Below are 15,210 nucleotides of genomic sequence, written 5' to 3'. Positions count from 1 at the left end.
TTATTTTTTTCAAGACAAGATGATATTTTTTCAACAGTACATCATAAATGTACTTTTCAAAAAACAGAAATGAAAATTAAATGGTTTTAATTAATTCACTGAATTACTGGATTTTGAGTAGATGTGATAGTTTCTGTTTCTTCACCTGGTAAAAATTTGATAAATAGCAATGGTACAAGGGCAATTACATTGGTGATAATTACTAGTAACCAGAGGGTATCAAAGTTATTTTCGGTAATTCCTAACCAGTGCATGATTAAAGCCCCAAACTCTCTGGAAATAGCTCCTCCTAAATTGAAGATTGACATTAAGAGAGCAAATAATGTGGCTTCTATTCCCAAGGGACATATTCTTGCGGCTAATACCATCACGGGCATGAAGGCAATTTGTCCCATGACTGCGAGTATTAAGCTATCACCTAAACTGAACCATTGATCATCTATTCCTAATGCTCGATTAGTGTGGGTTACTAATATTAACATTGTCATTCTTAATGCAGCAGAAATGACGATGCTCCAGCCACAAATTACTCGAAATAGTACGGATTTTAAGAACCGTTGGAAAATCCAAATTCCAATTAATGAGGCTAAACTGGTAACTAAATGGACTCTGCCTAAAAATTCAGGTTGAAAGTGTAATTCGTTGGTGAAAAAGTAGAAAAAAGCTGCTTCTCCACTGGGGGTAGATTGCCACAGAAAGATAAATGCTGTGGGTATCCAAATTGCTTTTTGTGTAATCGCTTTACCCAGTTGTTTAATTTGATTGGAGGTGGAGAGAAGATTATTTGCTTGAGGTTTTATAGTGTCTTTGTTAATTGGCGTTTCTGCAATTAACCAAGCTACCACGGAGATAATGAGGGGAAATAATGCAGTGACTAAAAATACTGTGCGTGTGCTGAAATATTCTAAGAGTAAGCCGCTAAAGTAAGCAGTAATTAAGCCTCCAAGAGCAGTAGCACCCCAGCACAAAGATTGCAGAGAACCAGCGTTGGCTTGGGTTTCTACTCTGGCACGTTCGACAACTAGGGAGTCTACAATGACATCACTGAAGGCAACGGAAAGGGAAGATAGGGCGATCGCAATTGTTGCCGCCCAGCTACTATTAACTATTGTTCCCAAACTTACCCAAGCACCAGCCCCCAGTATCCCAGATAACACTAGATAGGGACGGCGACGGTAGCCAAATATGGGCAAACCATCGGAAATAAAGCCAAATAATGGCTTAATCATCCAAGGTAGAGCAACTATTCCCAACAGTGCTGATACCTCAACTGGACTCAGTTGCAATTCATCTTTGAGGAAAAAGCTAACGGCTAGACGCGATAACCCTAATATGCCTTGAACAAAGTAGACTGCTAGAATCGCAATTAGTTCTGGTTTAGGTTCATTACCTAAGAGAATTTTTTTGCCTACTGAGTCTTTGACTTTGGGCAAGTCAGATGAGTGAATCAGCATTTGATGAATATTCTTTAAGTTTTATCTACTTTTATATCATATCGACATTAACTGGAAGTTATCCGCTGTTCTGGCAACAAAGTCAAACCAAAGCGCAAGCGCCATCTCTAGCTTGACGCTTGCTCTCAAGAAATATGGTATTCACTTGTCTATTTCCACTCTGTAGATATTCAGAACCAGCCGCAGTAGATTACTCTACTGAGTTAACAGCAGACGGAGTAACTACTCCTGTGTTACGGGTTTCTAAATGATTTGATAAGCGACTGATAGTTAACAGTGGTACTTCTTGTCGGCACGAAAGGCAAAACCAATATAGTTCACCATGACGGACATGACGTAGGATTGATCCACCGCAGCATGGGCAAGTGTTGGCTCTATTACTCATACCAATGTCCTCCTAAAAAAGTTTGTTGTTGTAATCGAGCAAAAAAATTTTGATTACACCTAAATGGATGTATCTGTGAAAGTTCCAACCTCTCCGCTTGGTGACAGAATTTGCATATTTTGGGATATTTTCTGGTGAAAATTGAGCTAATATGCTATATCTTGCGATTCTTGGTTTGGTCTACAAAGAGTGTCAACATCATATATATTGATTTATATTGATTTATTGATTTGACATCACCTGCTACCAATCCTGAAATTATTTTATGAGGTAAAAGCATTTATACTTACTTTTCTTCCATTTAAGTTAACTTTTCTGACTGACTATTAGAAAAGCGTATTCTCGGTTAACTGTATTATCAACTCACTCACAAATGTAATATCACAGTCGTAGCAAGTGCTAACAATTAACGTCTTTATTAGTTTACAAGCAAGTATTTTATATTTTCATCTATCTGGGGGATCATAATCATTTATAATGTTCTGTATCCTAACTTACAATTTTGCCTATTTTGTATTTGCGAATACGCATTTACAACAGGGATCAATTACTTATAGCTTATTTTTGCGTGAATGGAAGATAGATCAAAAAAATTAACAATCAAAAATGATTACAAAAAATTTACATATTCTATATTTCTTTATTTACTATCCTACTGATAAGTAACTCATGAAAATCGCTACTTGGAATGTCAATTCAATTCGGACTCGTTTAGAACAGGTGATCAACTGGTTAAGTGAAAATCCTGTTGATGTTTTGTGTTTGCAGGAAACGAAGGTTGTAGATCAGGATTTTCCCTTAAATTCTTTTGAAAACTTAGGTTATCATCTTTATATTTACGGACAGAAAGCTTATAACGGAGTGGCACTGATTAGCCGTCAACCTTTGGAAGATGTGAGTATGGGTTTCTGTTCAGTGTTAACAGATTTAGATCCAGTTTGGGATGAACAAAAGCGGGTAATTAGTGCTGTAATTGATGGAGTGAGAATTGTTAATCTTTATGTTCCTAATGGTTCATCGGTGGGAAGTGAAAAATATGAATATAAACTGCGTTGGTTAACAGTATTACGGAAATATTTGCAGCAATTACTATTATCAAATCCGGCTATTTCTATGTGTGGTGATTTTAATATTGCCTTGGAAGATATAGATATTAATGACAAAGTAAAAATAGAAAATCACATTATGGCATCTATACCAGAACGCCAAGCTTTAAAAGATGTACTTGATTTGGGTTTTGCGGATGCTTTGAGAAAGTTTAATCAAGAGGGGGGAAATTATAGTTGGTGGGATTATCGGACGGCGGCTTTTAAAAGAAATTTAGGTTGGAGAATAGACCATCATTATTTAACACCTGTGCTTTATGAACGCGCTCAAAGTTGTATTATTGATATTGCACCCAGGAAGTTAGAAAAACCTAGTGATCATACGCCGGTGGTGGTGGAATTTTAGAGGATAGCAAGTAAAGCGATCGCCTACGGCAGTGCGCTCCGCGCAATCGCACTTTATCAAGCTAAAAAATAGAAAGTGATCGCCTGTTTTCAGTAGAGCTTATAATTAATAAACAACAGATACCCAAATCAGCATTATGACTACAGTTGCTATTTTGCCCATATCAAATGCCAGTGGTGAAGTGTGTTATCGTGCCATCGCTGGTGATAAACAATGTGTTGGCAAAACCGCAGGTCAAGCTTTAGATGCTTTGACTACGCAGTTAGGTAAAGTTGAATTTCGTGCCATATTAGTTATTGATAACTTTCATCCTGACCAATTCTTTACTAGCGAGCAACAACAACGTTTATCAGAGCTAATGAATATGTGGAGAACAGCAAGAGATCAAGGACAGATACTTTCCCCAGAAATACAAATGGAGTTAGATAATCTTGTTAATCTTGAACTCAATGCTGCTACAGCCAGAACAGCATATTTAGCACAACGATCAAGTCAATGAACCCATTTTATAATCTGGTGGCAGATCGCGCCATTCATCGTTGTGAATATTGTCATGCACCCGAATTAGTATTTAATTTTCCCTTTGAGGTTGAACATATAGTTCCTATTTCTCGTGGTGGTGCTAATGTTGAATTTAATCTCGCCCTTGCTTGTCGTTCTTGTAATCTGCGTAAAGGAACACGTATTAGTGAAATAGATCCTGAATCTAATATAGAAGTTCGTCTTTTTAATCCCAGAGAAGACAGATGGGAAGATCATTTTCAAGTTAATTCTCAAACTGGTTTGATTATAGGTATAACGCCTATCGGACGAGCAACTGTAAAAACTTTAGAACTAAATAGTCAATCACAAGTGATAGCAAGGCAATTATGGATTCGGTTAGGCTTATTTCCGTAAAATCAAGACTACACAAAATATCACTAATAAGACTATTAAAAATGTTTAACAATTCTCACTCATTGACTAACTCACTAGCTTCACCAGGATAAAAACCATCATCTAAAATTTCCGTCAAACTATAAGGACAAGTAGCAGAAAAATTGCTACGAGGTAAATCAGTTTCTTTAACAGCTAATTCCACACCTTTCAAATAAGCTTTACCAAGTGCCTCCTCAAGATAGGATTTTAAACTCGGATTTTCCTCAAGTAATTCAATAGTATCTAAGCGTTGAATGCGAAGGGTTGCTAACCAACTACGACTGCGGCTTTGTGGTTGAAATTGCCATTTTAATAAATGACCGATTAAAATACTCAAACGATTTCGCAGTTCTTGACGTTGCTGTTTTCCCAAAGATTCAACTTCCTCCATTAAATTTTGCCAATCAATTTTATGCCATTGATGGTTGCGGAGTAAATCAGCTTGTTCCTGTGTCCAAGCATAAAAGTCACTAACATAGAGACTGGATACAGGTATTTTCAGCTTTGGGTTTGTTTCTGGTATTTGCATCAGTTTTACTAAATCCCAACTAATCCCAACATTATTATTTTAAACAAAAATTGTAGAATTTCGGATTTTAGGAATTTGCTGATTTGAAAATAGTGATTAAACTTAACTACATAAAGCCCCATACTCAAATCCAAAGGTTATGATTCTAGTAACTGGAGCAACCGGAGATATTGGCCGCCGCGTGGTGCGGTTATTACGTCAACAACAGAAATCTGTACGGTGTTTTGTTCGTCTTACGTCTCATTACAGCGAGTTAGAACACCGGGTTTCTGATATATTTATTGGTGATTTGCGGCGAGAACAGGATATCAAAAAAACCTGTCAAGGTGTGAAATATATCATTAGCGCCCACGGTTCAGGAAATGATGCTTTATCTTTAGATTATCGCGCTAATATTGAACTAATTGATCAGGCAAAAATTCAGGGTGTTGAGCATTTTGTCTTGATATCCGTTTTAGGTGCTGAAAGAGGATATGAAGACGCTCCCGTTTTCAAAGCTAAACGCGCAGTAGAAAAATATCTGCAAAGTAGTGGCCTAAATTACACTATTTTACGCCCATCTGGTTTAGCATCAAACCTGCTACCTTTAGCGGAACGGTTTCGAGAAACTGGTTTATATTTGCTCATCGGTGATCCCAAAAATCGCACATCTATTATTAGTACCGATGACTTAGCCAAAATAGTGGTAGATTCTTTAACTGTTGCTGAGGCTCGTAATCAAATTTTACCAGTAGGAGGACCAGAAATTTTATTGCGTGAGGACATTCCCAAAATTTTTAGTCGCATCTTTAACAAACAACCAATCATCATTAATGTTCCTTTATTTGCGGTTGATGGTTTACGGGGAGCATTAGGTTTATTGAACTCTTCAGCACAAACAAGTTTAGGAACTTTTCGCACATTATTAGCTAATGAATTTTACTGTACATCAGAAGAAATTGCCAATTTAGAAAGAATTTATAACTTTCAATTGGAAACTGTAGAAAACTTTTTGCGGCGTTATTTAGCAATTTAATTTTTGTGAATGGTGAATGGTGACTGGGTAATCAATTTTATTTTTACCAATCACCAATTACCAATTACCAATTACCAATTACCAATTACCAATTACCAATTACCAAATATATGAAATATTCCCTATCTGCAAATCCTGTTCAAGCACGTCAAACAAAAGAAAATTTTGCTAAACCAGAGGAACAATTATCCTATGAATTGGGTAAAGCTGTACAGGAATTACCACCACTTTATACAAGATTATTAGCGGGAACTATTAGTGTTATTGTCTTTGGTACTATTTCCTGGGCGCATTTTTCAGAAATTGATGAAGTAGCGACAGCACCGGGAGAATTAATTGCTTCTACTCAAGTGAGACCGGTGACATCTTTAGGTAATGGATCTATTGTAGCGGTGAAAGTTAATGAGGGCGATCGCGTAACTAAAGATCAAATATTAATTGAACGTGACCCCAATTTTAAACAAACCGATGTAAACAGATTAGCTAAATCTAGTAAATTAATTGAAGAAGATTTACAAAGATTACAAGCTGAAAGAACCGGAGGAAATACTGCGGGAACAAAATTACAAGATGAGTTATTAAATTCCCGGTTATTAGATTATAAAGCTAGACAAGCAGCAGCAGAAGCAGAAGCAGAACGCCAACTTTCAATTATCAAACAAGCGAAAATTAGATTAACTCGGTTAGAAGAAAATTTAGCTAATGCTAAAACCAGTGTGATTAATGCTCAAACTAATTTAGTAAATGCAGAAAATATCCGTGCTAAACTAGAAGAAAGTTTAAAAATTGCCCAACAACGAGAAGAAAATTTGAGAACCTTATTAAATCCTGGTGCTGTTCCCAGAGTTGATTATTTAGAAGCCCAGGAAAGATTAAATCGAGCCAATACTGATATTATTAGAGCCACGAATGAAGTAACTAATGCCAAAAATAGAGTTACAGAAACACAGGATAAAGTAGCATCTTTAGGAAAAGATATTGCTGCTCAAAAACAAGAAATTAACCAAGCTGAACAAGCTTATCAAGCAGCCAAAAATCAAGGTTTAAGATTAGCATCAGAAAGAAAAAGTGAAATTTTAACGCAAATAAATAGACGTAAAGAAGAATTAGCCAATGTTGCAGGACAATTAGAACAAGCGAAACAAGAAAAAGATGGAGAAACAATTAAAGCACCAGTAGCAGGAACAATTTATAAAGTCAAAGCTACCAAAGGACCTGTACAGTCTGGGGAAGAATTGCTGTCAATTTTACCCGAAGGGGAAGAAATGTTGTTAGAGGTAAAAGTTTTAAACCGGGATATTGGTTTTATTCGTCAGGGAATGAAAGCAAAGGTGAAATTAGCAACTTTTCCCTTTCAAGAATTTGGTGTAGTTGATGGGGAAGTTTTACAAATTAGTCCGAATGCGGTGGTTGATGAAAAATTAGGTTTGGTTTTTCCGACGAGAATTAAGTTAAGTAAGCATTCCATGACTGTGCGGGGTAAAGAGGTGGAATTTACGCCGGGGATGGTGGCAAATGCGGAGATTGTGACGCGGAAGAAGTCGATTTTAACCTTTATTGTTGAGCCAATTACCCGCAGATTTAGTGAGGCTTTTTCTGTGAGGTAATTATTATTAAATATTTGCAAAATCTTGTGGGGTGGGCATACTTCGACATAGTTCGACTCCGCTCAGTACAGGTCGCTCAGTACAAGCTCACTAACCTCTCAGTACAAGTCTTGCCCGCCCTTTTTATAGTTGATAAATATTAATCAAATTCAACATCCTCAATTATCCTGTTTATTTTCCAAAGATTCTAACCGCACCTTGAATTAAATCTATTTGTAGATAAACCAGAAATGTTGAATGTCGTTATAAAAGTTTACATATTCAGTTATAGTAGTTCTATTAAGGGTGAAAATGTCAACATCTCATGATATATTCCATCCAATGAACATAACTGATTTGTTGACACATACAAGCTTGAAGATAGCGGAATTTATCTAACATTTTATTACCCCATTCTTTAGGAACAGATATCCAAGGCATAACCCAACTAACACTCAACGTAAAGACGGGTGTTCAAAACCGGATAATCATTTTTTGGCAAGGATTTGAGGATGTCTTTGACAATCTTGGGAAATGTATTTATAATCATTTATGACTTACGCAAGATGTGACTGAAAACCTTATTCTTGCGTAGGGGTAATTCATGAATTACCCCTACTTTCGTTCTCTTTTGCGTAAATCCTGTCATTATCAAATCAATACTTTGATATAGGTTGCCCAAATTTTAATATATTTTGGGCAATTTTTATCACAAATTTCTTAACATTCAACACTTCTGGGTAAAACTAAACATAGTCTAAACTCCAAATATCTATATTTTCTAGATTCATATCATAGTCCCGTAATTCCCATCTATCTTTGCTCTCACTGTAGTAATTAAGGGTTTCTAAATTGGGATTTTTAGCATTAAAATCATCAAATTTTAATCCTAAATCTTCATTACTAATAGATACAACAACCGACGGTAATTGAGTTGATTCTGATTGAAAAGGTAAGGGAAAACTACCACCAATATTGCCAATATCAGTAGGAAATTGAGAACCAATATCAATCATATCAATAGGAAAAAAAGAATCTAAAGGCGGAAAGAAAGAAGGTAGAGAAGGCGAAGGATTTGAAGGTTGTGGTTGTTGGGGATTTGTACCATTTTCCGCCGTACTGATGATAATTTCCCGCACTTGACTTTCTGTTAAATTCGGGTTAGCACTCAGCATCAAAGCTACTACACCAGCAACGTGGGGAGCGGCCATAGAAGTACCGCTATAACTAGCATATTGATTATCAGGAATTGTAGAATAAACCTCCTTACCTGGAGCAGTCACATATTTAATTTCTTGAGAACCAGAACGATTAGAAAAATCAGTGAGTTGATTATTTTGATCTACCGCCCCCACAGCAATACCTGACTTATCAGCATAACGAGCAGGATAAGATGGTGTAGCATCGCCATTATTACCTGCGGCCATCACCACAATTACACCTTTACTGCTCGCATATTCAATAGCTGATTTGAGAGTATTATTACCAGAATTTCCTCCTAAACTGAGGTTAATAACATTAGCACCATTATCTACAGCGTAACGGATACCATTAGCGATATTTGCATAAGAACCTGAGCCATTTTCATCTAAAACTTTAACTGCCATAATTTGAGAATTATAGGCAATTCCAGTTACACCAATACCGTTATTTTCGGCGGCAATAGCTCCCGAAACATGAGTTCCATGTCCATTATTATCTAAAATATTATTGTTGTTACTATTAAAATTCCAACCTAAAACATCATCAACATAACCATTACCATCATCGTCTATTCCATTACCAGCAATTTCTTTGGGATTTGTCCAAATATTGTTTTTCAAATCTTCGTGATTATAGTCAATGCCTGTATCTAAAACCGCAACAATGACACCTTTTCCTGTATGTCCATTTTGCCAAGCTGTGGGAGCATTTACCATGTCTGCACCCCAATTATTTCCACCCAATTTTGGAGCATCTGGATAGGGGGTTACACCAACTGCTTTACTCGCTGCTTTTCCTGCATTGACTAAACCATAACCATTTTGAGAGTTATAGCTGTTTGCAGTCACATGAGACTGAATATTTGCATCTTTTGGTAAGCTACTACGATTACTCCAACTTAAACTATTGTCAATGGGAGTTGCAAAAGCATCACCTGAGTAAACAGGTGTAATGTTGATTTCCTGACGGGAGGAAAAAGAGTTAGTATTATTCAACGTCATCAGACTTTTATCCTTAAAATAATGATCTTTTTTTCGCAGTCTGAATTTTTCCAACTTTATTTTTCAAACTTTGTCAGATAAAAGTTTGAAACAACGTTAAAACTTACAGTTATTCCCCTTGGTTAAAAAATACTATGAATCCTCTCAGATGAAAAGCTAATTTGATTACGAATTCATTGTTTTAAAATCAAGCTTTGCTGACAAAAAATAAGTCATAATTTAATAACTTAAAACTAGATAAATATGATCAATTAATAACAATAAATATAAAAATCATCAACAGGTAGAATGCACCGAAAGTAGCAAAAAAGACAGTTTTAGATAATTAATTAGAGAATTAAACAGATTCTCGCCAATTAGCTGGCGCTTCGATATAATCAGGAAGGCGAGTAGTGCGATCGCCCACTGCGTTAATGATCTGTTCAGATTTCAGGTTTTTAGCACCATTTAAAATCGCCCCAGTCAGTTTAACATCATCAAGTTGAGCGCCTAATAAATTAGCACCGATGAGATTAGCTTCAGAAAGATCAGCTTCATCAAGTATTGCTTGAGAAAGATTAGCACCCATCAAATTAGCGTGATTTAAATCGGCTTCTGTTAAACTAGCTGCACTAAGGTTAGCAAAATAAATATCTGTTTGCTGTAATTTTGCAGCATTCAAATTTGCACCTTGTAAATTTGCACCATTAAGATTTGCACCATTAAGATTTGCAGCAATTAACCCTGCTAAACGTAAATTAGTTTTCCCTAATTTCGCACCTTGCAAATTAGCTAAAAATAACTTAGCACCTGATAAATTAGCAGCCTTGAGATTAGCTTGTTGCAAATTAGCTTTATACAAGTTGGCAGATTGCAAATTAACTGAACGCAAACTTGCACCAAACAAATTAGCGGAACTCAAGTTGACTCCATATAAATTGGCAAGATTGAGATTAGAACGACTCAAATTAGCTCCCCGCAAACTAGCCTTAAATAAGTTAGCTTGATAAAGAATAGAACCGATGAGTTTAGCACCATCCAAAACCGCCTCACTTAAATCCGCATTTCGCAAATCTGCACCACACACATCAGATCCCCGTAAGTCTACCCCTTGCAGTTTAGCTCCTGCTAAATCAACTCGTCTGATATCGGTATTACGTAAATCTAATTTTTGATTTTCTCGATCATGTTGAAAATTGCGCCTCCCGATCACAGTCAAAGCTGCTTGAATATCAGTACGCAGTTTCCAAGATTCTAATGGTAGAGAATAATTTGCTTGCTGTTGTCGGCGTATCCGATCACGATTGTTTCCGAAATCAATAGTCATGAAATCTTCTGGTTTTTGTACTTTTCTCTCTAGTTGTATGGGTGCATTTTCGCGGACAAACGCAGTGAGAACTTGCATAATTGTCCAATGTTCTTGGGGAAAATCTTGGGCAATTCTTTCTAAAGCATAAATAGCTCCTGTGCGCGTTTCTACCTTGTCATGTCCTAACTGGGAAATACTGCCAATAAAACGTTCTGCTATCAGTCTTTCTTGAAGAAGTTTGGTATTTTCAAGACTAATTGCTAGATTTTTCTCAGATGTAATTGCATTTTTTTCTATTGCTTGAGTTCTTTTGGCTGCATAATAAACATTAACTATGACAGCTACACCCAGAAAAACTATAGCAATAGTAGTTAATGCTTGATTTTTTTGAGATATTTGCTGTTGAAGTGATAACTTGTCAATATTAGTAGATGCGAAGACAATCAGTATCAATGACAGAAGCACAATAACGATGATAGTGATCAACCAATGCAATGTTGCATCTGTCTTTTTAGCAGACATACCAGAAAGATGCTTCACAATAATGAGTTATTACTGAGATGATAGAAGAAAACAGTATAGCATTTAGCTGCAATTTTAGATATGTAAAATTTTATTTCACACAAAAAAAGGTAAAGATTTTTTCCTTACCCTTTCCTTTTTACCCCTTAAAACAGAAGTTTTCGCGTATATATGGTCTATTAAATAGTAAACTTCGCTTCTCGTAGATTTGCTCCCTCCAGGATAGCATCATCCAAAATTGCATCTTTTAAACTCGCTAAATATAAATTAGCTCGATGTAAGTTAGCATTAGTTAGATTTGCACCAGCTAGATTTGCTGCACTGAGAATAGCACCCTCTAGGTTAGCACCAACCAGATTTGCTTGTGATAAATTAACTTGATAAAGGTTAGTGTGTGCTAAGTTTATACCTTGTAAGTTTAGTCCCCTTAAATCTGTGTAACTTAAATCAATCTGCTCATTTTCTGGGTCTTGTTTTACGTCTCTTTTACCAATTACAATCATAGCTGATTGAATCAGTATCCGTTTGTCTACCAAGGAATCGCTAATTACTTCTTCTGGGGGTAGATTAGCTGTTTTCTCTCTGACAAAATTAGTCAGCATATCCATAATTATCCAGTGAAATTGTGGATTATCTTGCGCCAAACGTTCCAATTCATTAATTGCAGATAAACTGGTTTCTATTGTATTATTCTCCAGTCGTTGTAGAAGTTTCATTAAATAATCTTGATGAGAGTTATCGCTTTGATTATTCTTTACCTCCTTCTGAATTGCCAGCGTCCAATGGATGATTTTTCTTACCAAAATACATAAAAATAATCTTGAGTTACTGGGATATTTAAAAAAATTGGCTATGAGTGGATGATTCCTCACCAACCGATGGGAATCATGATTATATTGATATTGAATCCCTGATGAAATTTATTGCAGTTTATTGCAGTTTATTGCAGTTTCCAGATGCAGCAAAATTCTCAACCAAGCCTAAAAAACCTAAAAAACCTAGTTTTGATAGGTGGTGGCCATAGTCATGCCATTGTTTTGAAACTTTTTGGTAATCAACCTGTGGCTGGAGTAAATTTGACTTTAATTACTTCAGATCAATATACACCCTACTCTGGGATGTTACCAGGACATATTGCCGGATTTTACAATTATTCTCACTGTCATATTGACTTGCCAAATTTAAGCAAATTTGCTAATGCTCAGTTATATCTTGATCAAGTAGTTGGTTTGGATTTAGAAAATAATCAGGTTTTTTGTGCTAACGGAACTGTGGTAAATTTTGATATTCTATCTCTTGATATTGGCAGCACTCCCGCTAAATTGTCTGTATCAGGTGCGGCAGAATATACAATTGCTGCTAAACCAGTTAAACAATTTTTAGAACATTGGTATAAATTACAAAATATGGTTTCTGAAAATCCTCAAAAACAGTTAAGTATTGGTGTGGTTGGTGGTGGTGCTGGAGGTGTAGAATTAGCGTTATCAATGTTGGCAGGTTTACAGAAATTAGGAATAGAAAATTTAACAGTACATTTATGGCAACGCACTGGGGAATTAATGCCAAATCACCACCCATCTGTACGGGGAATTATGCGGGATGTTGTAATTAATAAAGGTGTAAAATTACATTTAGGTGAAAATGTCTGTGAAGTTGCACCTACAAGAGATAATCAATTAGAAATTACATCGGAATCTGGGTTAAAGTTAAAATGTAATCAAGTATTTTGGGTAACACAAGCCTCAGCAGCAAATTGGGTCAAAGATTCAGGAATTGCTACGGATGAAAAAGGGTTTATTTTAGTAAATGATAATTTGCAATCTATTAGTCATCCACAGATTTTTGCAGCAGGTGATATTGCCACAATGATTAATTATCACCTACCAAAAGCAGGTGTATTTGCGGTGCGTCAAGGTAAACCACTGTATGAAAATTTGCGAAGATTGATTTTAAATAAATCGCTAAAACCCTACAAACCACAAAAAGAGTATTTAAGTTTAATTGGTACTGGTGACGGACGCGCAGTAGCTACAAGAGGAAATTTCACCTTACCACCGCATCAATTATTGTGGCATGGGAAAGACTGTATAGATCGGCGTTTTATGGCACAATTTTAAGCATTCAGCTATCAGTAATCAGTATTAAATAGGACTGACGCAAGATTCAAATAAAAACCTGATTCTTGGGTAGGGGTAATTCATGAATTACGCCTACCTTCGTTGTGTTGTGCGTAAGTCCTGAAGCAGTAGGGGATCTTTTGATCCAAAAAACCTGATACATTGCATTATCAGTCAGAAGATAGAGTAATGGAAATTAAAAAAAGATTATGAAACGCAGACAAATTATTAACACTTTCCTCCACTGTAAGATAGCCAAGTGGCTTCCGTGCCTTTCGGCGATTTTCTTGTGATTCAGATCTCCTGCTTATTGAAAAAGTCGGGGATCTATATGCTGACCTTTTATTTATTGCACAAATATGGTATGGTAATTTAAAAGACTTTGAGCATCAGAATAATTAATTATGAATTTGTCGTCAATAAAGAATCTTGTTGTTGCATCTTCCTTATTAATAACTACGGTAGCAACGACAAATAATGCGATCGCTCAAACTCCGGGAACTCCTGGTAAATTTGATTTTTATGTTTTAACATTATCTTGGTCTCCTGATCATTGTGCCAGAAATGGAAAACGTGATGTACAACAATGTGGATCAGGGAAAAAATACGGTTTTGTTTTACATGGACTTTGGCCACAATATCAACAAGGTTATCCTGCTAACTGTTCTACAGAAAAATTACCACCATTAGTTAAGCAAAAGTTTAGAGGTTTATTCCCCAATGATCGACTTTTTGATCATCAATGGCAAAAACATGGAACTTGTACAGGTCAAAAACCTATAGAATATCTGACATTAAGTAGAAATTTAAAATATTCTCTAGTTATTCCTTCAGCTTATAAAAGTCCAGAAAAACCATTTCGCACCACGATTAAAGATTTAAAGTCTACTTTTATTACTGCTAACAAAACATGGAATGTTAATGGGATAGCTCCTGTTTGTTCTGATTCTGGTAGATTTTTACAAGAAGTATTTTTTTGTTATTCTAAAGATGGTGAACCCGGAATTTGTAGTGCGGAGATTTTAAGACGTTCTCAAAAAAGTTGTGGACAGGATAATTTTTTAGTGAGAAACGTGAGATAAAATTAAAGAAAGGATATGATTTAAAGTGTAAAGTATTAGGTAAAGGTGGTGATAGACGATTTCACGCCAAATATATTAGTGGTATCTTGCATTTTCCTGGTCTGGTAACAAAACATTAATCTATCTGAAAATTATGACTACACTCCAATTGAAAAATCACCCAGTTTGGCAAGATTTAACTGAAATAATAGAAAACTTAGATGCTAATAATCTAGTTAAACAACTGCTAGAAGAATGCTTTTATACAATCACTGGTTATTGGGATGAACAAGATAAATATTATGAAGCAATTACTTTACCGCAGACAACAACCGCAAAACTAATAAGCAGTTCTGTAGGATTTAGCAACAATAAACGATTTCTTAAATTAGAATTTTCTCTGTTAGCTTATCAATGGTCTCTAAGAAAAGCTTTTGAGGCTTCGTGGTTTCCAGAAAATCAATCTTACCAAGAAGAAAATCAACCGCTAGAAAAGATAGGTGAGCTAGTTATTATCTATAATGAGAATATGGAATTTATTGATTAAAATTGGCTTTTAGAAATAGATTCTCCCCTACTTGAGAAGAGATAAATTACTGGTTGACATTAAAAAAATCACGTCCTTTTTCTCTTCCTTCTTTACTTGCTTCTTCACTTCCCTCTTCTCTTCGTGTCCTTC

14 protein-coding genes and 1 pseudogene are annotated in these 15,210 nt (G+C 35.8%); 8 read left to right on the top strand and 7 right to left on the bottom strand.

What is annotated here, in order from left to right:
• Positions 1-95: 95 nt before the first annotated feature.
• Both H5968_RS03110 and H5968_RS03105 read right to left on the bottom strand, forming a co-directional pair.
• Positions 96-1,454 carry a folate/biopterin family MFS transporter gene (locus H5968_RS03110; protein ID WP_187038770.1) on the bottom strand — a complete coding sequence of 453 codons (1,359 nt, stop codon included), beginning with the start codon at positions 1,452-1,454 and terminating at the stop codon, positions 96-98.
• A 190-nt stretch (positions 1,455-1,644) separates the two neighbouring features.
• Complete coding sequence (locus H5968_RS03105; protein ID WP_096572371.1) at positions 1,645-1,839, bottom strand: hypothetical protein; 195 nt, start codon at positions 1,837-1,839, stop codon at positions 1,645-1,647.
• A 669-nt stretch (positions 1,840-2,508) separates the two neighbouring features.
• Between H5968_RS03105 and xth the strand changes: the two genes are divergently transcribed.
• From xth to H5968_RS03090, 3 genes are all read left to right on the top strand, one after another.
• Positions 2,509-3,291, top strand: coding sequence for an exodeoxyribonuclease III (xth, locus tag H5968_RS03100; RefSeq protein WP_187038769.1), 783 nt, complete (start codon positions 2,509-2,511; stop codon positions 3,289-3,291).
• A 136-nt stretch (positions 3,292-3,427) separates the two neighbouring features.
• Positions 3,428-3,790, top strand: coding sequence for a hypothetical protein (locus tag H5968_RS03095; RefSeq protein ID WP_137666133.1), 363 nt, complete (start codon positions 3,428-3,430; stop codon positions 3,788-3,790).
• Positions 3,787-4,188, top strand: a complete 402-nt coding sequence (locus H5968_RS03090) for an HNH endonuclease (protein WP_187038768.1) — start codon at positions 3,787-3,789, stop codon at positions 4,186-4,188. Before H5968_RS03095 ends, H5968_RS03090 begins: the two co-directional genes overlap by 4 nt.
• A 55-nt stretch (positions 4,189-4,243) precedes the next feature.
• Here the strand turns inward: H5968_RS03090 and H5968_RS03085 are convergent, their stop codons facing one another.
• Positions 4,244-4,738, bottom strand: a complete 495-nt coding sequence (locus tag H5968_RS03085; RefSeq protein ID WP_187038767.1) for a DUF29 domain-containing protein — start codon at positions 4,736-4,738, stop codon at positions 4,244-4,246.
• 139 nt (positions 4,739-4,877) lie between these two features.
• On the opposite strand from H5968_RS03085, the gene H5968_RS03080 reads away from it, so the two are divergent.
• Both H5968_RS03080 and H5968_RS03075 read left to right on the top strand, forming a co-directional pair.
• A complete protein-coding gene (locus tag H5968_RS03080; protein ID WP_187038766.1) occupies positions 4,878-5,753 on the top strand; it encodes an SDR family oxidoreductase in 876 nt (291 codons plus the stop codon).
• Positions 5,754-5,863: 110 nt separating this feature from the next.
• Complete coding sequence (locus H5968_RS03075) at positions 5,864-7,360, top strand: HlyD family efflux transporter periplasmic adaptor subunit (RefSeq protein WP_187038765.1); 1,497 nt, start codon at positions 5,864-5,866, stop codon at positions 7,358-7,360.
• Between the two features lie 294 nt (positions 7,361-7,654).
• On the opposite strand, the pseudogene H5968_RS26025 reads toward H5968_RS03075, so the two are convergent.
• The 4 genes and pseudogenes from H5968_RS26025 to H5968_RS03060 all read right to left on the bottom strand — a co-directional run.
• A pseudogene (locus tag H5968_RS26025) lies at positions 7,655-7,771 on the bottom strand (IS4 family transposase); the annotation flags it as partial.
• Between the two features lie 314 nt (positions 7,772-8,085).
• A complete protein-coding gene (locus H5968_RS03070; protein ID WP_187038764.1) occupies positions 8,086-9,543 on the bottom strand; it encodes a S8 family peptidase in 1,458 nt (485 codons plus the stop codon).
• A 337-nt stretch (positions 9,544-9,880) separates the two neighbouring features.
• Complete coding sequence (locus H5968_RS03065) at positions 9,881-11,353, bottom strand: pentapeptide repeat-containing protein (protein WP_187038763.1); 1,473 nt, start codon at positions 11,351-11,353, stop codon at positions 9,881-9,883.
• 179 nt (positions 11,354-11,532) lie between these two features.
• The gene (locus H5968_RS03060) at positions 11,533-12,069 is read right to left on the bottom strand and encodes a pentapeptide repeat-containing protein (protein WP_187038762.1); all 537 of its coding nucleotides are present in this window, start codon (positions 12,067-12,069) and stop codon (positions 11,533-11,535) included.
• 240 nt (positions 12,070-12,309) lie between these two features.
• On the opposite strand from H5968_RS03060, the gene H5968_RS03055 reads away from it, so the two are divergent.
• The 3 genes from H5968_RS03055 to H5968_RS03045 all read left to right on the top strand — a co-directional run bounded on the left by H5968_RS03055 (position 12,310) and on the right by H5968_RS03045 (position 15,078).
• On the top strand, positions 12,310-13,470 hold the full coding sequence (locus H5968_RS03055) for an FAD-dependent oxidoreductase (protein WP_187038761.1): 1,161 nt from the start codon (positions 12,310-12,312) through the stop codon (positions 13,468-13,470).
• 404 nt (positions 13,471-13,874) lie between these two features.
• A complete protein-coding gene (locus H5968_RS03050) occupies positions 13,875-14,552 on the top strand; it encodes a ribonuclease (RefSeq protein WP_187038760.1) in 678 nt (225 codons plus the stop codon).
• A 133-nt stretch (positions 14,553-14,685) separates the two neighbouring features.
• Positions 14,686-15,078 (top strand): hypothetical protein, encoded by a 393-nt coding sequence (locus H5968_RS03045; RefSeq protein WP_187038759.1) that lies wholly within the window; start codon positions 14,686-14,688, stop codon positions 15,076-15,078.
• The last annotated feature ends 132 nt before the right edge of the window (positions 15,079-15,210 follow it).

This window comes from Sphaerospermopsis sp. LEGE 00249 (assembly GCF_014299995.1).
GTDB lineage: Bacteria > Cyanobacteriota > Cyanobacteriia > Cyanobacteriales > Nostocaceae > Sphaerospermopsis > Sphaerospermopsis kisseleviana.
The sequence above is the reverse complement of the archived record's forward strand: the minus strand, read 5'-3'. Positions and strand labels throughout refer to the sequence as shown.